The sequence below is a fragment of the Cryobacterium sp. Hh7 genome, assembly GCF_004403155.1.
Classification (GTDB): Bacteria; Actinomycetota; Actinomycetes; order Actinomycetales; family Microbacteriaceae; genus Cryobacterium; species Cryobacterium levicorallinum.
Map to the genome: position 1 here is coordinate 1 of NZ_SOHG01000057.1, position 19,741 is coordinate 19,741.

Below are 19,741 nucleotides of genomic sequence, written 5' to 3' on the forward strand. Positions count from 1 at the left end.
GGGAAGCACTGCGGCTTTCCGCACCTTTGGGGTACGTATAGATACATTACGGCCAGACCACCCACCCGTCAAAACGCCCCCCACCCGGGCGTGTCGCCCGGCCAGGTGTCGAGACGCGGGCCAAAACGGGCCCACTCCTCGACCAGCGAGAACCACGAACCCGCTCCCCGACTCGAACGACCGGGCCCACCTTACGGAACCGGGCCCACGATAGAACATGGGCCCGGTTACCGGGCCCGGGCCCGGTCCGGACGGGGGCTAGTAGCGGTAGTGGGCTACTTTGTACGGGCCCTCGGCGGGAACGCCGATGTAGGCGGACTGCTCGGGGGTCAGCACGGTCAGCTCCACGCCGAGGGCGTCGAGGTGCAGACGCGCTACCTTCTCGTCGAGCAGCTTCGGCAGCACATACACGCCCACCGGGTACTTCTCCGGTGAGACATACAGCTCGATTTGTGCAAGCACCTGGTTGGTGAACGAGTTGCTCATCACGAACGAGGGGTGTCCGGTGGCATTGCCCAGGTTCATCAGGCGTCCCTCGGACAGGATGAGCACACTGCGCCCGCTCGGCAGACGCCATTCGTCGACCTGCGGCTTGATCTGAACCTTGACGGCGCCCGGCAGCGACTCGAGCGAGGCCATGTCGATCTCGTTGTCAAAGTGACCGACGTTCGCGACGATGGCGAGGTGCTTCATGCGCAGCATGTGGTCGACACCGATGACGTTGAAGTTTCCGGTGCCGCTGACAAAGATGTCGACCTGTTCGACGACGGAATCGAGGCGGGCGACCTGGAATCCATCCATCGCCGCCTGCAGGGCGTTAATCGGGTCGATTTCGCTCACGATGACGCGGGCACCCTGGCCGCGCAGCGCTTCGGCGGCGCCCTTGCCGACGTCACCATAACCGGCGACGAAGACGACCTTGCCGCCGATCAGCACATCCGTTGCACGGTTGAGGCCGTCGGGCAGCGAGTGGCGAATGCCGTACTTGTTGTCGAACTTGCTCTTGGTGACGGAGTCGTTCACATTGATGGCCGGAAAGAGCAGTTCCTTGCCCGCTGCGAGCTCGTAGAGGCGGTGCACACCGGTGGTGGTTTCTTCGGTGACGCCCATGAGGTCGGCGGCGACCAGGGTCCAGCGGTCGGTTGACTCGGCCAGGGAGCGACGGAGGGCGGCGAGAATGACGCCGTATTCGTGGCTGTCACCGGCAGCATCCGCTGGTACGGCGCCAGCCAATTCGAACTCGCGACCCTTGTGCACGAGCATGGTGGCGTCACCCCCGTCGTCGAGGATCATGTTCGGGCCGGTCCAGCTGGCTCCGGCGGCTTGCGCTTCAGCGCTCCAGTCGAAGATCTGCGCGGTGCACCACCAGTAGTCCTCGAGGGTTTCGCCCTTCCAGGCGAACACGGGAACGCCGGCCGGGGCATCCACTGTGCCGGTGGGGCCGACCGCGATCGCGGCGGCGGCGTCGTCCTGCGTCGAGAAAATGTTGCAGCTGGCCCAGCGCACCTGGGCGCCGAGCGCGACGAGGGTCTCGATCAGCACGGCGGTCTGCACGGTCATGTGCAGGGATCCGGCGATGCGGGCTCCGGCGAGCGGCTTCGATTCGCCGAATTCGGTGCGGAGGGCCATGAGCCCGGGCATCTCGTTCTCGGCCAGACGCAACTGGTGGCGTCCAGCCTCGGCGAGTGACAAGTCGGCGATCTTATAGGTGAACGTGGGGGGCGCGGTGGCCGAAGCGACAGTCATGGTGCTATCTTGCCATTTCCGCCTGAACGCCCCCGACAAAAATCGGTTCGACCGCACGCTGATAATGCGAAGCAGCGGCAGAACGGATGCTGCCCACTTCCATGGGCAGCCGGCCTGCGGGACGAGATGGCCAGGTTTTGTCAACGAAGTAATTCCAAGAGGCCGAAACGGCCACTAGTCGGCGAGGCCGAGACGGCCCAATAGACGAGCAGGGCAGCGGGCCGCGTCAGGGGTTCGACCGCGGGACGAGGCGGCCGGGGAAAGTCGGAGCTGGCTACTCGACGGGGTCGGACTCGTCGGCGACGAGGCGGTGCCGCATCAGCTGCCACCCCTGCGGAGCGGTCGTTCGCTCCGCGTGCCGTGCGCAGAGGTCGAAGGTGTGAGGTTCTTTGCGGCCGGCGAGTGGGCCGAGTACGGCCAGCGAGTCTCGATAGTCAAAGGTGAGCGTGGCCACCGAGGGTTCGAGGCAGGCAACGCGGGAACACGGACGGAATGTCATTGTCTCTCAGGGTACCCGTCGACCAGCCTAGGATGGCAGCATGGCCCGATCTCGACGTTCTGCAGCGCCCGAACCGACCGTACGCGGCCGCGGGCGCGACCGGCACGGCCGCGGAATTCGCAGCTCGGCGACCGGTCCGTTTCTGCCGCCGCTGCGCACCCGGATCGACCTGTTCGACATGACGGTCGCCTCCACGATCGAATACCTGCGCGGCGTCTGGCCGGAAGAACTCGGCCACGCCGTGTTCGAGGTGGCCTCCGGTCCGCGCTCGGTGATGCCGGGCATCGGCGTGGAACGCTGGATGGTCACGCCGGCGACGAATCGGGTGGTGTTCTACCGGCTGCCAATTCAGCGACTGTCCCGCCTGCACGAAAACGATGAGATGCACCAGCGCATGATGATCGAGACCTGCGTCTTTCGCGGAGTCGCCGAGCTGCTCGGCAAAGACCCGTGGGACCTCGCACCGGATCGCTTCCGCCACTTCTAGGCCGCCGCCACTTCGCGGCTGTCACCGCTTGGGCTGCGGGAGCCGTGCTGCCCGGGTCGGCGCGGCGCGCGCTTGAAAAGCTCGCATGTGGTCAGAACGTGGACCGCGAGCCGGGTCGGGCATCCGCTCGGCTGATCAGCGTCGATCCCTGTTCAGGACCGGGATTGAGGGGTGTTTGGCGCGCCAGCGTTGTCTGAACGTTTGCTGAATTGAGTAACAGAACGGTAACGGATTGGGGCAATTCCAAACCATTTCGGGGGTGGAACCGAACACCATGCAGACCCCAACACCATCTGCTCGATTGACAGAAAAGGATTCATCCCATGCGCACATTCACCAAGGCCACCATTGGTTTCGCCTCCGCCGGAATTCTCATCGCCGGTCTCGCTGGCTGCTCGGCAGGAGCCACCACCTCCTCCCCGGCGCCTGCCGCGAGCTCGTCGAGCTCCTCCGACGCGACGCCGACGCCGCTCGCCTCGATCCCCAGCCTGTCCGGTGTGGACACCGCCGTGTTGCTCGACGCCGACTTCGGTGCCGCTCTGACGAGCCTCGGCCTGACCGCCGGAACCGTGGGAACGGCCACCTTGGAAGAGGGCAGCCTGCACTTCCCGATCACCGGCGGAAACGTGGACTACTACGACCCGGCCGAAGATTACCGCCCCTTCGTTCAGGGTTCCATTGAGCACGAGGGATCCGGCTTCTCGCTGACCGCCGGCGACATCGTCGTCGAGCTGACCAACTTCACCATCGACCCGGGCACCTCGGAGCTCTTCGGTGACGTCTCGGTCAACGGCGAGTCCGCTGCCACCCAGGCCCTGCTGTTCGACCTCTACGGTGGAACCCTTGAGCCGCTCAAGATGGACGGCGACAACGCCATCCTCACCGGCACTACGGTTCACATCTCTTCCGTCGCCGCTGGCCTGCTGAACTCCACGTTCAGCACCGACGCAGTCGCCGACCAGATGCTCGTTGGCATCGCAACCATCACCGCCGCCACGAAGTAGTTCTTCTTCACAGCTTTCGGCTGTACAGCATAAACGGGGCTCGCCACACGGCGGGCCCCGTTTGTTGTGTGTCCGGGGGCCCTTGCGGCACCTGTGCGCCTTGCGGCACTCGTTAGCGAAACGGGCGCCCGGTGCTAGGGGTGCCGCGAACTCTAACGAGTGACGCGAGCGGGTTGAGGTGGGCTGCCGCACCAAGGCGGTCAGTCACGGCGGTCAGACAGCAGGGTGGTCAGGCAAGGCGGGGTGAGGCAGCAAGGCGGTCAGGCACGGCGGTCAGACAGCAGGGTGGTCAGGCAGGGCGGTCAGGACCGGCGGGCGCGCAGGGGGCGCAGCATCCGCTTGACTGAGCCTGGGCCGGTGCGATGCAGGGAAACCGCCACGATCACGATGATCGCGATCGCGATCGACGCTCGGGTGAGCGGAACGCTCGGCACCAGCAGCCGCAGCGTGAGCGCCATCGGCACGAGCAGCCATTCCCAGCGGCCGCTGAGCGCCACGAACGGCAGCAGCAACAGCGCATACCAGGGGTATCGGGGGCTGAGTACGAGCAGGGTCGCGCCGATCATGACGAGCTGGCCGACCCACGGCTGGTTCTGGTCGGTCTTGAGAATCACCAGCACGGCGACGATGGCCAGAATCAGGCCGGCGACGATCACAGCGGATGCCCCCGGCGCCACCAGGGACACCAGCGCGAACCGCGACCCGTCCTGATACCCCTCTTCACTCAGGTAGCCGGGCAGGTAGCCGAGGACCCCGATGCCGGTCGCGATCACATAGGGAACGTAGAGCAGGGCAAAACTCAGAACGGATGCCGTCACCATTCGCCAGCCACCGCGCCGGAGCAGCGCTGGCGCGGCGAGCACCGGGATGAGCTTGGTGCCGATCGCGATCCCGAGGGCGATGCCGCCACGCCAGACCTTCTTCGTGGACACGAGAAATACGGCCGCGACGACGAAGATGACGCCGAGCATATCCACGTGGGAGTTGGTGATCGCCTCGGTCGCCACGAGTGGACACCAGGCCCAGAGGGCGACGTTGCGTTGGTCGAGGCCGCGGCGGCGCGTGCCGACCAGCAGCATGACCGTGGTACCCAGGCTGAGTAGCAGCCCGGCGAGCTGCAACGGCCAGTAGGCCGGCTCGGGTCCGGTAAGGAAACGCACGCCGGCGAAGAAGATTTCGCTGGCCGGAGGGTAGATCGTGGGTACGGCTGTGCGGTTCAGGGACGAGCAGAGCAGGTCGCCGTCGGTCGTGCGTGCGGTGGCGATGCGTTCGCCGACACATTTCTCCTCCCCGCCGGCCTCGCTCTGGGGCGTCGGGAACAGCCAGCCTGGTCTCAGGGAATCGAGGCGGGCATCCGCTGGGGTGAAGGCGTAGGGACTGATTCCTGCGTTTTGCACGATGCCATCCCAGGCGTAGCGGGCCGAATCGGTACTCGTGTTGGGCGGGCCGACCATGGCCGCGCCGCCGATCAGGGCGGAGCCAGCCAGGATCAGGGCAACCACCGCTTTGCCGTTGATTTTATGCAGCAGCCAGCAGGCGAGGCCGAAGACAAACCAGAGCGCAGCCGTGACCAACACCAATTGCACTTCGTCGCGCTCGGGCGGGAACAGGTCGAGGGTTGTCGCGCTGAATGCGGTGAGGGCAGCGCTGAGCACCAGCAGGACCGCGATGATCGTTATGCGCACGGTTCAGTCTCTCGTACGGAGTTCGTTTGCCCGTGATCGTTCCCCAACTCACCCGCACATCGTAAGGAATTTTTCCGGTTTGCAACGCGCTGTGGTGATGCAATAGAAGTATGCGGCAATTGATGTATGAGGCCCAGCGAGCGCTGGCGTCACCGGTGCGCAATCCGCGCATGGCGACCGTGATCGGGCGGCTGCTCGGTGCCGCCTTTCTGATCTGCTTCGGCACCGGCCTGTACAGCCATTTTCTGCAGGAACCGCTCGACTGGATGCGCTTCGCGACCCGGCCGGAATTTCTGTATCAGGTGACCCAGGGCACGCACATCATCGCCGGCATCGCCTGTTTTCCGCTGCTGCTGGCCAAGTTGTACATCGTTTTTCCCGACCTGTTCGCCTATCCCCCGGTGCGCGGTTTCGTGCATTTTCTCGAACGGGCCTCGATCGCCCTGTTCGTGGGGGCCTCGCTCGTGCAGATCACGATCGGACTGCTCAACACGTTTCAGTGGTATCCGTGGCCCTTTCCGTTTCGGCAGGTGCACTTTGCGCTTGGCTGGGTGCTGATCGGGCTGTTGGTGATTCACATTGCGGTCAAGCTGCCGGTGATTACGCGGTATTGGAGTAAGTCGTCGGGTTCGGGTTCGGGTTCGGGTTCTGACTCGGGCGACGGTTCTGACTCGGGCGACGGCGATCATCTGGTCGACGCGGTGTCGGCCGACCGGGCGGCTGATGCGGAGGCGGTGCGACTGTGGGGCACGACTCGGCCGGGGGGCCTCACCGGGCGACTGCTCGACTATATCGATGCGACGCCGCGCCCGTCCTCGCGGGTCAGCCGGCGCGGATTTCTCACCACCGTCGGCGTCGCCACTACGGCCGTCGTGGCCCTGACCGCCGGCCAGACCTTCACGCCGCTGAACGCGGTCAACCTGTTTGCGCCGCGCAAGAAGGGCGTCGGCCAGCAGGGGGTTCCGGTGAATCGCACCAGCGAGCAGGCGCAGGTGGCGGATGCCGCCCTCGCTTCATCGTGGACTCTTACCCTCGCGGTGGCCGGCACCGAGCGTTCCTTCACCCGGGCCGAACTGCTCGCGCTGCCGCAGACCGAGGTTCGGCTGCCGATCGCCTGCGTCGAGGGTTGGAGTCAGATGGCGACGTGGCGCGGTGTGCGGCTGCGCGACCTCGCCGACCTGATGAAAGCCGACCCGGAGACCTCGTTTCGTCTGATCAGCCTGGAAGAACGCGGCAGTTTCAGCAAAACCCAGATGGGCCGGGAATATGTGCGCGACTCGCTCACGCTCGTGGCCCTCGAGCTCAACGGCGAGACGCTCGACCTCGAGCATGGGTATCCGGCCCGCATGATCGCGCCAGGGCGGCCCGGGGTGTTGCAAACCAAATGGCTGAGCCGAATCGAGGCGATCGAATCATGAGAGCGGATGCGCGCGGATCACGCGGCGAGGCGGCCGGCGGTGACGTCGGTGTGGACACCGGAGTGGGGGTGACCGGCGGGGGTGCCCCGATGGGTTCGGCGACCACGTCAACCGAGAACGCCGGGACTGGCCTGTTTCCGCCACCGGCCGGGATCGCGGCGTCGACCAGCCGGCGGATGCGGAGCATCCGTTTGGCGCTGGTGGGTGCTGGTGTGCTGCTGCTGGCCTGGGGCGCGTTTGTGATGTTCGATTCGGTGCGGCTGACCCGGATTCCCGGGGTGGCGCTCTGGATTGCGGCGGCGATCGTGCTGCACGATGCGATTTTGGCGCCGATCGTGTTTGCGTGTGCGATTGCGCTGCGCCGAGTCGGGCGGCGGACGACCGGCACGGTCATTGCGATCGTGCAGGGCGCAATTGTGGTCGGATCTCTTGTGTCGCTGATCGCGGTGCCGACGATGGTGGCGAAGAATTTTGCTCCGGCGAATCCGACCGTGCTGCCGCTGGATTACGGGCTCAACCTGGGGATTTTCTGGCTCGTACTGGCGGTTTTGACGGTGGGGTTGTCGGTGTGGGCGCTGCTGCGGGAGCGGCACCATGCTGGGAAGATCGACGTTGATTCTGGACGCTGACGATCCTGGCGGTGACCGTTTCACCGGCTGCCCTGGGCGCCAGCGGGTCATCCGCGGCTCGCTCAGACATTGAAGATCGTCGGTGCACGGTCAGACTCCTAAGCACCTTGGTCCGGGCCCACCTTAGGGAACCGGGCCCATGATCCAGCATGGGCCCGGTTTCCGGGCCCGGGCCCGGAAAGATAAACGACTAGGCGCGAGCCAGTCGGGCGAAGGTGCGGCCGCCGCGGGACCATTCGGCGACCGGAGTCAGGCCTGCTTGTGCGGCCCGGCGGCGCAGGGCGCTAACTCCGAGTTCGGCCCAGGGGAAGGCGTCGCTCGTGTGTCCGGCGGCGTCGTGCAGGGTGCCCACATACGCGAGGTCGTGTTCGGGGTCGCGGTGAACCTCGACGACGAGCATGCCGTCGGGGGCGAGCAGCGCGGCGCAGCGTTCGAGGAGCGCGTCGGGGTCGCCGCCAATGCCGATATTGCCGTCGACCAGGAGCAGGGTTGCCCAGGTTCCCTCGAGCGGAAGGTGATCGAAGACGGAGCGGTGCAGCACAGTAAGTCCGGCGGCCAGGGCGATCCGTACGGCGGTCGGTGACACGTCGACGCCGAGTGCGTCGAGGCCTTCGTCCATCGCGGCCCGGATCATTCGGCCCGGTCCGCAGCCGATATCGAGCACCGGTCCGGCGACGCCCGCCAGCAGGGAACGGTCGATCGCATCGGCTCCGGCGCTCCACCGTCCGGCGTGCATGGTGGAAACGCGGGCGGCCGTTTCCGGATCGGCGTCGTGGCGGCGGCCGTGCAGGTAGAGCACGTTGTCGTCGCTTTGCAGTGCCTGGGCGTAGGGTTCGGATCCGCCGGCACCGAAGGTAGTCGGGCGCCGAAAACGGTCGGCCGTCGTCTGGTCGGCAGCCGAACGGTTCGCGGTCCCATGCTCGGCCAGTTCCCCGACGAGTTCCGAAGTGAATCGGTCAGCGGCATTCGGACCCTCGCTGACCGGCCATTTCGCCGGCTGGTCCCAGAGGCGGGGGGAGACGAGGGTCACGAGCGTGTTCCGGTCAGCGTGAGCAGGTCGGCAGCGCGCGCGGCCGCCGAGTGCAGGTTTGCCGAGTGCAGGTCGGCCGGGTACGGGGCCACCGGGTGCAGGTCGGGGGCAGCCACGTCGGCAGCTCGCCCCTCCGCGTGGGGCCGATCCGGCGAGCGCCGTTCGGTCGCGGGCTGGTTCGCATCACCGGGTTGAGCGGATGCCCGCACCCCCGCGAAAGCACGCGCGAAGCGCGTGTGGGGGGCGATCGAGGCGACGGTCTGGGCATCCATTATGGTGTCGATGTCGGTGAGCGCGGGCAGCAGGCGCACGGTGAGGCCGGCCTGGTCGAGACGTTGCAGCTGGTGTGCGCCGGTGTCGGAGCGGCTCATCGGGATGCCGCGGAGCAGCGCGCCGCTCGGGTTTTTCAGCGCGAGCGCCCAGAACCCGCCGTCGTTGGCGGGGCCGAACCAGGCATCCGCTTCATTCCAGTTTTGGAATACTGGTGCGAGCAGCTCGGCGCTGACCTGCGGGGTGTCCATTCCGAGCAGCAGCGTCGGCTCGTCGAGGTGGTCGAAGATGGCGGCGAGGCGTTCGTCGAGTCCGCCGCTGGTCTGCGGCAAAATCTGCCAACCGGATGCCTCTGGCGGCGGCGTGACACCATCGAAGGCGAGAATGTGGCGCGTCGCGGGTAGCTGGGCGGCGACCGCGAGGGTGTCGGCGAGGCTCGACGCGGCGAGAAGGGCGGCCTGCTCGAGCGACAGCGGCGGGTGCAAACGGGTCTTCACCTTGCCGGGCAGGCATTCCTTGGCGATGACGACAATGGCGGTCATGAGCGGTCCCCAATGCGGCTGACGCGGGCAGCGTTGCCACTGGCGGCGCTGTCATTCCGGCGTGGGCTGTCGTCAATCTCGTTCCGGACGGCGCTGCTGGCGCGAAGCAGAGCGGACATATCGTGGATGGCGGTGAGGGTGCCGCGCACGGTTCCGGTCACCTTGCTGCGGCCGACCCGCGGCGCATAGCCGGTGTCGACCTCACGAATGCGCCAATCGGCCGCGGCAGCGCCGAGAAACATCTCCAGCGGATACCCGCTGCGGCGGTCGCGCAAATCGAGGGCGAGGAGGTGGTCGCGGCGGGCGGCCCGCATGGGGCCGAGGTCATGAATGTTCACACCTGTTATTCGGCGCAGTCGCCAGGAAAGATAGGTATTTGCTAACCGGGCATGCGGCGGCCACGCATTTCGGGTGGTTGGGCGGCGTCTTCCGAGCACGAGATCGGCGTCGTCTTGAGCGACCGGGTCGACCACGAGTGGCAGGTCGCGCGGGTCCATCGAGGCGTCGGCGTCGCAGAACGCAACGATCGGGGCGGTCGCGGCGAGGAGCCCGGCGTGGGCTGCGGCGCCGAATCCACGACGGGTTTCGTGCACGACCTCGGCGCCGAGGGCACGGGCAATATCCGCCGAACCGTCCGTGGATCCGTTGTCAACCACGATCGCCCGGTAGCCGGCGGGCATCCGCTGGAGAATCCACGGAAGCGCCTGTGCCTCGTTCAGGCAGGGCAGCACCACGTCAACCCGAATACTCGTCATGGCTCGACCCTATGCACAGGGTCTGAGTGTTCGGGGCGAAAGTGGTTACGAACCTGGGAAGGATACCGAGCAGCTCCACAGCAAGCCAAGCCGTCGACCGGGCCCACCCTATGAACCGGGGCCCACTTTGTAGACTGGGCCCGCGTTCCGGGCCCGGGCCCCGCACGGTTAGTGGCGGCATGGGGCGGGGCATCCGTTGACCAGGCGCACAGATCGGTCGCGCGGTACCGCGCGGTGACACGACCGCGCGCCTAGTCTGAGGGGGTGTCCCCCTCCCAATATTTCGCGCCGCCGCAAGCCGATGCCCTGGCCGGGCGCCGCGTGCTCGTCATCGAGGACGATCCGATGGTGTGTGAGGTGGTCGGACAATACCTGCGCTCCGCCGGATTCGTCGTGGACGAAGCCGTCGACGGGCTCGCCGGACTGCGCCGAGCCGAGGCTGTGCCGCCCGACCTGGTCGTGCTCGATCGCATGCTTCCGCTGCTCGACGGCATCGAAGTGTGTCGGCGCATTCGGCAAAATTGGGGCGCCCTTCCGGTGATCATGCTCACCGCACTCGGCGAGGAAGAGCACCGCATCGCCGGACTCGAGGCCGGTGCCGACGACTATCTGGTGAAACCGTTCTCGCCGCGGGAACTTGTGTTGCGGGTGCAGTCGGTGCTGCGGCGCAGCCGGTCGGAGTCGATTCCGGAGGGGATTCTCGAGGCCGGCGAGTTCACGCTCAACCTGGCCGCGCACCAGATTCGCCTGCGCGGGACCCCCCTCGTGCTCACCGCGCGCGAATTCGATTTGCTCGCCTACCTGATCTGGCGCCCCTCCAAGGTGCTCACCCGTGAGGAACTCCTCCGCTCGGTCTGGGGCTGGGAATTCGGTGACCTGTCTACAGTGACCGTGCACGTGCGGCGGCTACGGGAGAAGATCGAAGCCGACCCGGCGCATCCGCTCGTGTTGAACACGGTCTGGGGGGTCGGCTACCGGTTCGACCCTGTGCCGCTGGGCGCGGGGGCTGCGGATGGCACGGTGCCGGCGGAAAAAGCCGGGACTGCGCGGGGCGCACAGAGCGCGGATGGCCCGAAGAACGCCGGCGGCACGACATGACCGCCCCGGTGTTCGCCGCGGTCGCCGGCATCGCACTCGGCTGCGCGCTGGTCGTGGGCGCGCTCGGGTTGCTCGCGTTGCGGCTACTGTCGCGCGGGTCGCTGATCGCCCAGATCGTCGTCGTCGCCTTCGCCACCGTCGCATCGGTGGTCAGTGGAACGGCTGCGGTCGCCTCGCTGATGTATCTGTCGGCGCACGATCTGATCGTGTTCTACGCGGTCGCAGCGGTGGCGGGTGTCGTGTCGCTCGTAATGGCGTCGGTGCTCGGACGCTCACTGGCACGCGACAACAAGTATTTTCGGGCCGCCGCGGCGAGCATCGGTCGAGGCGAATCGGTTCTCTCCCCGGATCGGCATACGAGTCTGGAGTTCGCAGCGCTGGCCGGGGAGCTCGCCGCAACCGCCGATCGGCTGACCGAATCCCGCGAGCGGGAAGAACGCATTGAAACGTCCCGACGCGAAATCGTGGCCTGGATCTCGCACGATTTGCGCACCCCGCTGGCTGGAATCCGCGCCATGGCCGAGGCGCTGGAAGACGGCATGGCGCCAGACCCCGAGCGGTACTACGTACAGATACGCGGGCAGGTCGATCGACTCAGCGGCATGGTCGACGACCTGTTTGAGCTGTCTAAAATCCATTCGGGAGCGCTGCAGTTGTCGCTCGAACGGGTCTCCCTGTATGACCTGATGAGCGATACGGTGGCCGATCTGGCGCCGGTTGCCCTCGCGAAATCGCTCGACCTGCGCTTCGAGGGCGAACGCGGTCTGATGCTGCAAGCGGATGCCCGCCAGCTCGCCCGTGCGGTGGGCAACCTGGTGATGAATGCCATCCAACATTCGCCGGCCGACAGTGTGATCGTGGTCTCCGCGACCCGGCACGTCGACGGGCGGGCCATTATCTCGGTCGTCGATGCGGCGGGCGGTATCCCCGAAGAGGACCTCGGCCGGGTGTTCGAGGCCGGGTGGCGGGCGAGCGAGCCGCGGACTGTGTCCGCTTGGGGAACCGGCGGTCGCAGCGGCGGCGCCGGGCTCGGACTCGCTATTGTTCAGGGGATCGCTGAGGCCCATCACGGGTTGGTGACGGTGACCAATGTGGAGAATGGGTGTCGGTTTGATTTGCTGCTGCCGCAGCATCCGCTTGGCTGAGCGGTGTTGATGCGGCGCCGATTGTGACCATTCACCCGCTCAGGGGTGGCATCGCGGGGCCTGCTCAAGGGGCGAAAGGTGGCACCTCACGGATGCGCCGGGACGACCAATCAGGGGCGCACGGCGGCGCGCAGCGGGGCGGTCGCAAACTCGCGCATTCCGTCCTCGAAGGAGATTTGCGCCGACCAGCCGAGTTCTCGTCGCAAACGCTCCGAGGACGCCGTGATGTGCCGCACGTCGCCGAGCCGATACTGCCCGGTCACGATGGGTGCCGGGCCGCCCGCCGCCGCGGCAAGGGCGGTCGCCATGTCTCCGATGGTGTGAACCATACCGCTGCCGACGTTGAACGGACGCAATATTCCCGCATCGGAATTCATTGAGCCGGTGGGTGCGATTTCATCAGCTGCAGAGTCGGCGGGCGCTCGGCCAAGACCGGCAGCCTGCGGCCTGTAGTCGAGCCCGGTGAAGTCAAGCGCGGCGATGTTGGCCGCGGCGACGTCCCGTACGTGCACGAAGTCGCGGCGCTGCCGGCCGTCTTCGTACACTCGGGGAGCCTCGCCACGCTCGAGTGCCGAGCGAAACAGTGAGGCGACTCCGGCATAGGGCGTGTTCTGCGGCATGCCCGGCCCGTAAACGTTGTGGTAGCGCAGGGCCGCGACGCGTCCGCCGGTCGAGCGGGCCCACGCGGTCGCAAGATATTCCTGGCCGAGTTTGCTGCTCGCGTAGACGTTGCGCGGGTCGAGCGGATCGGATTCGCTGACCAGAACGGGCTCGAGCGGCTCCCCGGTGGCCGGGTCACGGGGATCGAAGCGTCCGGCATCGAGGTCGCTGGCCACGCGGGGGCCGGGCCGGGTAAAGCCGTTCGGGCCCCGGTAGCTGCCCTCGCCGTAGACGACCATGGATGACGCCAACACCAGGCGACGGATGCCCCGCGCGGCCATCGCGGCCAGCAGCACGGCCGTCCCGACCTCGTTGCTGTGCACGTAGTCGGGGGCGTCGGCGAAGTCCACACCGAGGCCGACCTTGGCCGCCTGGTGACAGACCACGTCGATGTCGGCGAGGGCGCCGGCTGCGGTCGCCGGGTCCGTCACGTCCCCGTGCACGAACTCGACCCGCGGGTCCAGTCCCGCCGGCCTGATGTTCCGGGCCCGGGCCCGGAAACGGGGCCCATGTTCTATCATGGGCCCACTTTCCGGGCCCGGGCCCGGACCGGTTGTGGACTCTGCCGCGGGGCCGTGCACGTCGGCGCGCAGTGAGTCCAGCACGCGCACCTCGTAGCCGCCGGCGAGGGCAGCCTCAACGATTGCGGAACCGATGAATCCGGCGCCGCCGGTGATCAGCAGACGGACGCCGCTCATGCGAGGCCTCGGTAACAGGCACGAGCACCAGGCCCGGTGGTTGGCCAGGACGCACCGGGGAGCCTGCGACGAGGCGCAGACCGACCGGTCGTCACGTGAGATCCCCGGCTGGGTCCGACAGCAGGGCAGAAGAGGAATCGCCGTGCGCGGCATCCGACAGCACTGCCCGCGCCAGAACGGCGTCGACCTGGGCCGGGTCGATGAGCTCGCGCGGGGTGAAGTCGGTCGGCAAGGCGCGCAAGATCCCGTCGATGGCCGCGAGGATGCGCGGCTGGGCCTCGCGGAGGCGACGGAACACGACCGATGCGGTGACGGCATCCGTTTCGCTGGTCGCGGTCGGGCCAGACGTTACGGGGCCGCCGGAAGCGCCGGGCGCGGACAACGCTGAAGCCGGTGACCCGGACACGGCCAAGCCCGAAGCGGCCACGCCGGGCACAGGCAAGCCAGGAGAGGCCGAACCGGAGGCATCGACCACGGGACCAACCTCGACGGCATAAGGCGTCGGCGCGAGTCCCGCGTCGGCGTCCGTCACGAAGGAGAGGTTGACCGTGCCCATGTTGAGCTCACCGGCCAGCACGATTTCGGGGTACGCGGTCATATTGACAATGTGCGCGCCCATCGAACGGAACCAGACCGACTCTGCCCGGGTGGAAAACCGTGGACCCTGGATGACCACGACCGTGCCGGAGGGAGCGAAGTTCTCGCCAAGGTCCTCGAGCGCGCGCCGGGCGTACCCGCGCAGCTGAGGGTCGAAAGGGTCCGCGGCGGAAAGGTGCTGCACCGATTCCCGGTCGTAAAACGTGTCGGGGCGGCCCGACGTGCGGTCGATGAACTGGTCGGTGACGACGAGCAGACCCGGCGGATATTCCGGCGTGACCCCGCCCACCGCCGAGGAGGAGATGATCGCCCGCACGCCGATCGAGGCGAGGGCCCACAGATTGGCCCGGTAATTGATCAGGTGCGGCGCGACGCTGTGGCCGCTGCCGTGCCGGGGCAGAAAAGCGACGCGGCGACCCGCGCGCAGGCCGATCGTGACCGACGCCGACCCGTACGGCGTCGGAATCCGATGCGTGACCGCGGTTGCGGGGTCGACGAGTTCGTAGAGGCCGGATCCGCCGATCACGGCGACGTCCGCGCGCGCGGTCGGGTCAAGCACAGGGTCAATCGTCACTAGCGGCTCCCAGCGGGTTACGAGTCGAGTGTTCAGTCTGCCATTGAAAGCTGCGTGCCCACGAAAGCCCGCGACACCAAAACAGATGCCCCCGCCGCGGCTGACCCGGCCCGGTCCTAAATGGCCGACGAGCCCTCGCCGCGGACGGCGGACCCAGGTGTTCGGGGCCCGGGCCCCGGACACAAGAGCGCCCCGAACGCGCACGAAGCACCAAACGAGGAACGCTCGGAACGACAACCGGCTAGTGCGTGTAGACGCGGATCGACGACGCGAGCGGTCCGGGCGGGTTCACGGTGAATGACGACAGCAGGCCGTCGCCGGAGTAGTCCACGAGCGCCCACACCGACTCCGCACCGCTCACCAGGTAGCGAGCCCCGCTCCGCAGCGGAACCGTCGCGCTCGCCCCGGCGTCGATCTGCAGGTCGACGGGAGAGCCTTGCACGGGCGTGAGGGTGAGCGCAGCATCCGCTCCCCCGCCATTGACGAGGTGCAGGGTCGGCGACGGCCCCTCGGCGACGGCCACCGTGAACGAACCCTCGAGCGGTGCCGAGGCCGCGAACCAACCGAAGTCCCGGCCGTCAGCGCCTGCGCTGGAGGTACGGGCGGCCGCGACGATCGGCTGGTCGGAACGCAATTTCACCGAGAAACTGCCCACGGTCAGCGGCGACAGCGGAATTTCGGTCGCAACTCCGGGCTCGATCTCTACCTGGGTCGAGGTGCCGTCAGCAGCCCCGTCGGCGCTCGTGACGCCGATCTGCACGGTCGCCGCCTCGGTGCCGGGCACGAACACCCGAATCGACGGGGTATCGGCGTTGAACCCCTCGCCGGTGGTAACGGTGTCCGCGGCGACCGCCGACGTGACACGCACCCCGGCAATTGTCTGGTTGAGTGCCGGCGTGGCGGTGGCGCCAATGATCTCGACTCCGCCGGGTTCAATCCCCCGGATGCTGCTCTGCTCCAATGCTGCCGCCACCTGCCCACCACGCGACGACACGCGCACGACCGGGGATTTCAGGTTCGGGGCGAGGCCGGCCAGCGAAATGACACGCTGCTCACCGGGCTGCACCAGAATGCCGGAGGCGCCGGGCGCGTCGACGATTCCGCTCTCACCGTAGACGGTGACGTCGACGGTCGCGAGCACGGTCGACGGGTTGCTGAGCAGCAGCAGGCTACTGCCGCCGATATCGGTGGATCCCCCAACGAGCCAGCTCTCGCTGGCCGCTTCGGTGCAGGACGCGACGGCGAGCCCGCCCAGGGTGTCGGTGCCGACGACCTGCGACTGGCTGCCGGCGACGAGCGGCGGCACGGTGGCGCCATCCTGCACGGGAACGGTCAGCAACAGCGGCGGCTGCCGACTGCTGGAGTCGTCGACCGCACTGATCTCGGTGACGTCCGGGCGAATCTGGTCAAAGTCGCTCCCGGCCGCGTCGATAGCGCCATACACGGCGGCAGCGGACCCGACGCTCGACGCCGACTGGGCCTGCGTCGAATCCTCGGCGAGAGTGAGCAGCGGTCCAGGGCAGACCCGTTGCTGCTCGCTCGGCAGCGGCACGATCTCGCTCGAGCGGGGTTCGTTCTCAACGGTCGGCAGCGTCACGAGGGTCGAGGCCGCGCCGACAGCGACAACGACCGCGATGCCAACCAGACCGAGCACGCCGCGGCCGGCCCGACCACCAATGCGGACGAGAGTGCTTCTAGCGGGCATGATCGTCCTCCACAGTGTCTTCCGTGGACGATTCCAGCCCGGTACCGACGCCGGTTTCCCGGTCCATGGCCAGGTCGGCCTCTAGATCGGTACCGAGCGGCGGTTCCCGATCGGCGTCCAGGTCGGAACCGACCATGCTCTTGCCCCGGCGGGTGCGTTTCGGTTTCGGCTTGGCGTTGGCCCTGGCCGCGCGGCGAATCGCATCGCGGTTGGCCTGGCGCACGGCTTCACGGCCGGCGCCGATCGGCAGCGACAGTAGTACGGCGCTGCCCACCACGGCGACGGCAATCAGCAGGGTGACCAAGCCGAAGACGCCGCCGGCGCGAGCCGGTGCTGAAACGCCACCGGCAGCATCCGTTTCGCCGAACTGCCACAGTCGGCCGAATTCGGTGTCGCCCACCGGTGCCAGTGCGGCATTGCCGTCCAGGGCGGTTTCGGTGCGCAGCTGGGTGTCACCGGCAAGAACATCAGCGCCGGCCGGCTGCAACACGATAAAGCGGATGCCGAATTCGGCCAGATCCGCGCTGGTGTCCAGCCCGCTGCGTGAGGCCAGGTTACCGGCGAGCTCCGCCAGCGCTTTCTCGCGGGCGCTGAGCGTTTGGTCGGTGCTGCCGCGGGTGGATTGCTGGTTCAGCGTGGCGCCGACACCGCGCTCGATCGTAGCGAGCAGGCCGCCGTCGGCCTGCGGAACGAGGTGCAGGGTGTCGACCCGGTCATCGATCTGCGCTTCGGCGGCGACGAAGGCCGGCTGGGTTCGCCCGGTTCCCTCGCGCACGGCGGCGGTACCGAGGTGCAGGGAGCCCAGAAGCGGCAGCACTACGACGGCCAGAGCCAGCGCGGCGACGACCCCGGGCGCCGGCGCAAATCGGCGCAGGGCGCGCAGGCCGATCAGGAGGGCGCCGACCAGGCCGAGCCAGTACAGGCTGAGCCCGGCGCCCGACCACACCCGCACCGGTTCGGCACCGATGGCGGCGAGAACGAGCTGGTTGGCGGCGAGGGCGGTGGCGAATCCGAGCAGGGCGACCAGCCAGGCGCCGCCCGCGAGCCGGGCGCCCGGCAGTAGCAGCGCCAGCAGGGCGAGCAGGGCGATGGGCGCGAGCAGGATGGGCACGATCAGCTGCGGGTCGAGACCAGGCACCCCGAACCGATCGAGGACACCGGCCCAACCGCTGCCGCCGGGCAACCCGAGCAGCAGTTGCAGGGTCGGTGCGTGATCGCTCGGTACGGGCAGGCCGGGGTCGGCGACGAGGTTCAGCCAGGTGCCGCGCAGGCCCTGGTCGGCAATGAGCGGAAGCGCGAGGGCGAGCGCCGGAAGCGGAATGCCGATGAAACGCATTACCCGGCGACCGGCAATGGCCACGCTGAGGAGCCAGGCCACGAGCAGCGCCGGGGCGAGGGAGGGCGCACAGGCCACGACCGCCGCGAACAACAGTGCGGCCGAGGCGGAGGACGACCAGGTGCGCGCGGCCGCGAACCAGGTGAAAAACAGCCAGGGCAGCAGCAGGTGCACGAGGATGGCGGCCGGGCGGCCGTCTGCCAGGGCGGCCAGAAAACTCGGGGCCAGCACCCACAGGGCGGCGGCCAGGGCGCGCAGGCTGCCCCGGTCGGTCAGGCGGGTCGCCGCCATCCAGGCGCCGACCGCAGCGAGCGGAAAGGCGAGCGCGTAGACCAGCACGAAGGCAAAGGACGGCGACCAGAACGCGATGGAGCCGAGCACGGCAAGCACTGCGGCAAACGGGTCTGCGGCGCCGACGAAGCCGAGTCCGAGGTCGCGCCAGCCGTAGCCGACGCTTGCCCACAGTTCGGGCAGGCTGGGCGACAGCGGCAGCAGCCCACCACCGATGAGGGTGTTGGCGCCAAGCAGCGGCACCATCATCACGATGCCGACCACCGCGGCGGCGAGCATGGTCCAGGCTCCGCCGCCGGAGAAGAACCGAATTTCGGCGCGTTCACCGTGCAGGCCGAACAGGCTCGCCTCGCGCTTGAGCGACTGCCGCCGGCGAACTTCGGCCGACGGAACGCGCAGAGTGGAGATGGCATCCCAGCCGAGGGTGCGGGTTTTCGTAAACATGCGACGGGCGCTGCTGACGCGCAGGCCGTTGAAGGCAGCGCCGAATGCGGCCGAGAATTCGCCCACGATGGCTCCGGGCTCCTTACGCAGCAGCTGGCCGATCGAGCGGATGAAGGCGAGCGGCAGCAGGGTCAACCAGTGCAGGGCGAGCACTCCGGCCGGCGCGTAGACCAGGCGGCGATGCAGCTGCGCCGAGCGTTCGGCTCGCACCCGGCGGCGGCGCAGCCGCCCGCGGGAGGACTGGTTCGGGCCGGCCACGCCGTCGCCGGCCGAAGCCACCCGTGCGGCCGGCACCACCGAAACGCGATACCCGGCGAGGCGCACGCGCACACAGAAGTCAAGGGAGTCGTCGACGGTGGGCAGCGCCGGGTCGAAACCACCCAGCTGTTCCCACACTTGGTGGCGCACGAGCATGCCGCCGGCGCTGACGGCGAGCACATCGCTCAATCCGTCGTGCTGGCCCTGGTCCAGTTCGCTCTCCACCAGGGTGACGGTCGCGCCAAACGGCGTCATCGACTCGCCGAAGTTGTGGATGTATTCGCCGGCGATCCACTCCATCACCTTGGGCCCGGCCACCGCAACGGACGGCGCAATCTCGAGCGCGTCGACCAGGACTTCGAGGGCGGTCGGGTCTGGGGCGCTGTCCTGGGCGAGCAGCCAGAGCAGCTCCCGGTCGTGCGTGGGCGGCGTGGTCACGCGCACGGCGGCGGTAATCGCCTGCCCGAAGTTCAGGTCGGCATCGGCGGCAATGAACTGGGTCGGCCCGAAATCGGCCAGCATCTTGGCTGTCGCATCGCTCGATCCGCAGTCCACCGTGATCACAATGTCGGGTTTGCGGGTCTGCAACGACAACGCCTTGAGAGTTCGCTCAAGGTGTTTCGCACCGTTTCGGGCGACAAGGATGGCGGTGACTCTCGGTTGCATAACAGAACCAGCCTAGGTCGGGATCGGTCGCTGCCCCTCAACCGAGAGGGCGCGCCTCAAATATTGGCCGGGCAATAGCAAAGCGGATGCGTCAGCATCCCCCGGGCCTAGCGGGAGTTTCCTAGCTATTTCCGGAACGCCAGATTGCGCTGAAGTCAATTCCAGTGCTGGTCTGGCGTTCTTCGGCGTGGTGGCGTGACTTTT

16 protein-coding genes are annotated in these 19,741 nt (G+C 67.8%); 6 read left to right on the forward strand and 10 right to left on the reverse strand.

Annotated elements, in window-relative coordinates; translation table 11 throughout:
* Positions 1–258: 258 nt before the first annotated feature.
* Both ahcY and E3T43_RS15290 read right to left on the reverse strand, forming a co-directional pair.
* Positions 259–1,746 (reverse strand): adenosylhomocysteinase, encoded by a 1,488-nt coding sequence (gene ahcY / locus E3T43_RS15285; protein WP_134473062.1) that lies wholly within the window; start codon positions 1,744–1,746, stop codon positions 259–261.
* A 274-nt stretch (positions 1,747–2,020) separates the two neighbouring features.
* Positions 2,021–2,245 carry a DUF3499 family protein gene (locus tag E3T43_RS15290; RefSeq protein ID WP_092452672.1) on the reverse strand — a complete coding sequence of 75 codons (225 nt, stop codon included), beginning with the start codon at positions 2,243–2,245 and terminating at the stop codon, positions 2,021–2,023.
* Positions 2,246–2,285: 40 nt separating this feature from the next.
* Between E3T43_RS15290 and E3T43_RS15295 the strand changes: the two genes are divergently transcribed.
* Positions 2,286–2,732: a metallopeptidase family protein gene (locus E3T43_RS15295; RefSeq protein ID WP_134473063.1), complete on the forward strand. Its 447-nt coding sequence runs from the start codon at positions 2,286–2,288 to the stop codon at positions 2,730–2,732.
* Positions 2,733–3,055: 323 nt separating this feature from the next.
* The gene (locus E3T43_RS15300) at positions 3,056–3,736 is read left to right on the forward strand and encodes a hypothetical protein (RefSeq protein WP_134473064.1); all 681 of its coding nucleotides are present in this window, start codon (positions 3,056–3,058) and stop codon (positions 3,734–3,736) included.
* A 302-nt stretch (positions 3,737–4,038) separates the two neighbouring features.
* Here E3T43_RS15300 and E3T43_RS15305 read toward each other — a convergent pair whose 3' ends face one another.
* The gene (locus E3T43_RS15305; protein ID WP_134473065.1) at positions 4,039–5,421 is read right to left on the reverse strand and encodes a glycosyltransferase family 87 protein; all 1,383 of its coding nucleotides are present in this window, start codon (positions 5,419–5,421) and stop codon (positions 4,039–4,041) included.
* Positions 5,422–5,531: 110 nt separating this feature from the next.
* Between E3T43_RS15305 and E3T43_RS15310 the strand changes: the two genes are divergently transcribed.
* Positions 5,532–6,839, forward strand: coding sequence for a molybdopterin-dependent oxidoreductase (locus E3T43_RS15310; RefSeq protein WP_134473066.1), 1,308 nt, complete (start codon positions 5,532–5,534; stop codon positions 6,837–6,839).
* 89 nt (positions 6,840–6,928) lie between these two features.
* Positions 6,929–7,468 carry a hypothetical protein gene (locus E3T43_RS15315; RefSeq protein WP_134473067.1) on the forward strand — a complete coding sequence of 180 codons (540 nt, stop codon included), beginning with the start codon at positions 6,929–6,931 and terminating at the stop codon, positions 7,466–7,468.
* Between the two features lie 190 nt (positions 7,469–7,658).
* Here E3T43_RS15315 and E3T43_RS15320 read toward each other — a convergent pair whose 3' ends face one another.
* Genes E3T43_RS15320 through E3T43_RS15330 form a run of 3 tightly spaced genes read right to left on the reverse strand, consistent with a single transcriptional unit; the run spans position 7,659 to position 10,065 of the window.
* Positions 7,659–8,498 carry a bifunctional 2-polyprenyl-6-hydroxyphenol methylase/3-demethylubiquinol 3-O-methyltransferase UbiG gene (locus E3T43_RS15320; protein WP_241979034.1) on the reverse strand — a complete coding sequence of 280 codons (840 nt, stop codon included), beginning with the start codon at positions 8,496–8,498 and terminating at the stop codon, positions 7,659–7,661.
* Entirely contained in the window at positions 8,495–9,310 is an 816-nt protein-coding gene (locus E3T43_RS15325) for a DUF2064 domain-containing protein (RefSeq protein WP_134473068.1), read from the reverse strand. The genes E3T43_RS15320 and E3T43_RS15325 overlap by 4 nt, the downstream gene beginning before the upstream one ends.
* The gene (locus E3T43_RS15330) at positions 9,307–10,065 is read right to left on the reverse strand and encodes a glycosyltransferase family 2 protein (protein WP_134473069.1); all 759 of its coding nucleotides are present in this window, start codon (positions 10,063–10,065) and stop codon (positions 9,307–9,309) included. The genes E3T43_RS15325 and E3T43_RS15330 overlap by 4 nt, the downstream gene beginning before the upstream one ends.
* 264 nt (positions 10,066–10,329) lie before the next feature.
* On the opposite strand from E3T43_RS15330, the gene E3T43_RS15335 reads away from it, so the two are divergent.
* Both E3T43_RS15335 and E3T43_RS15340 read left to right on the forward strand, forming a co-directional pair.
* Positions 10,330–11,163 (forward strand): response regulator transcription factor, encoded by an 834-nt coding sequence (locus tag E3T43_RS15335; protein WP_198414381.1) that lies wholly within the window; start codon positions 10,330–10,332, stop codon positions 11,161–11,163.
* A complete protein-coding gene (locus tag E3T43_RS15340) occupies positions 11,160–12,308 on the forward strand; it encodes a sensor histidine kinase KdpD (RefSeq protein ID WP_134473070.1) in 1,149 nt (382 codons plus the stop codon). Before E3T43_RS15335 ends, E3T43_RS15340 begins: the two co-directional genes overlap by 4 nt.
* Before the next feature lie 110 nt (positions 12,309–12,418).
* Here the strand turns inward: E3T43_RS15340 and E3T43_RS15345 are convergent, their stop codons facing one another.
* The 4 genes from E3T43_RS15345 to E3T43_RS15360 all read right to left on the reverse strand — a co-directional run bounded on the left by E3T43_RS15345 (position 12,419) and on the right by E3T43_RS15360 (position 19,537).
* Positions 12,419–13,666 carry an NAD(P)-dependent oxidoreductase gene (locus E3T43_RS15345; protein WP_134473071.1) on the reverse strand — a complete coding sequence of 416 codons (1,248 nt, stop codon included), beginning with the start codon at positions 13,664–13,666 and terminating at the stop codon, positions 12,419–12,421.
* A 91-nt stretch (positions 13,667–13,757) separates the two neighbouring features.
* Positions 13,758–14,837, reverse strand: coding sequence for an MTAP family purine nucleoside phosphorylase (locus E3T43_RS19340; protein ID WP_241979035.1), 1,080 nt, complete (start codon positions 14,835–14,837; stop codon positions 13,758–13,760).
* A gap of 241 nt (positions 14,838–15,078) precedes the next feature.
* On the reverse strand, positions 15,079–16,542 hold the full coding sequence (locus tag E3T43_RS15355; RefSeq protein WP_134473072.1) for a DUF5719 family protein: 1,464 nt from the start codon (positions 16,540–16,542) through the stop codon (positions 15,079–15,081).
* Complete coding sequence (locus tag E3T43_RS15360; RefSeq protein WP_134473073.1) at positions 16,532–19,537, reverse strand: glycosyltransferase family 2 protein; 3,006 nt, start codon at positions 19,535–19,537, stop codon at positions 16,532–16,534. The genes E3T43_RS15355 and E3T43_RS15360 overlap by 11 nt, the downstream gene beginning before the upstream one ends.
* Positions 19,538–19,741 lie beyond the last annotated feature (204 nt).

Excerpts from the sequence above, each read along its gene's own strand:
- E3T43_RS15310 (WP_134473066.1), top strand. The coding sequence starts at position 5,532 with ATGCGGCAATTGATGTATGAGGCCCAGCGAGCGCTGGCGTCACCGGTG.
- E3T43_RS15325 (WP_134473068.1), bottom strand. The coding sequence starts at position 9,310 with ATGACCGCCATTGTCGTCATCGCCAAGGAATGCCTGCCCGGCAAGGTG.
- E3T43_RS15360 (WP_134473073.1), bottom strand. The coding sequence starts at position 19,537 with ATGCAACCGAGAGTCACCGCCATCCTTGTCGCCCGAAACGGTGCGAAA.
- ahcY (WP_134473062.1), bottom strand. The coding sequence starts at position 1,746 with ATGACTGTCGCTTCGGCCACCGCGCCCCCCACGTTCACCTATAAGATC.
- E3T43_RS15355 (WP_134473072.1), bottom strand. The coding sequence starts at position 16,542 with ATGCCCGCTAGAAGCACTCTCGTCCGCATTGGTGGTCGGGCCGGCCGC.
- E3T43_RS15345 (WP_134473071.1), bottom strand. The coding sequence starts at position 13,666 with ATGAGCGGCGTCCGTCTGCTGATCACCGGCGGCGCCGGATTCATCGGT.
- E3T43_RS15315 (WP_134473067.1), top strand. The coding sequence starts at position 6,929 with ATGGGTTCGGCGACCACGTCAACCGAGAACGCCGGGACTGGCCTGTTT.
- E3T43_RS15295 (WP_134473063.1), top strand. The coding sequence starts at position 2,286 with ATGGCCCGATCTCGACGTTCTGCAGCGCCCGAACCGACCGTACGCGGC.
- E3T43_RS15300 (WP_134473064.1), top strand. The coding sequence starts at position 3,056 with ATGCGCACATTCACCAAGGCCACCATTGGTTTCGCCTCCGCCGGAATT.
- E3T43_RS15330 (WP_134473069.1), bottom strand. The coding sequence starts at position 10,065 with ATGACGAGTATTCGGGTTGACGTGGTGCTGCCCTGCCTGAACGAGGCA.
- E3T43_RS15290 (WP_092452672.1), bottom strand. The coding sequence starts at position 2,245 with ATGACATTCCGTCCGTGTTCCCGCGTTGCCTGCCTCGAACCCTCGGTG.
- E3T43_RS15340 (WP_134473070.1), top strand. The coding sequence starts at position 11,160 with ATGACCGCCCCGGTGTTCGCCGCGGTCGCCGGCATCGCACTCGGCTGC.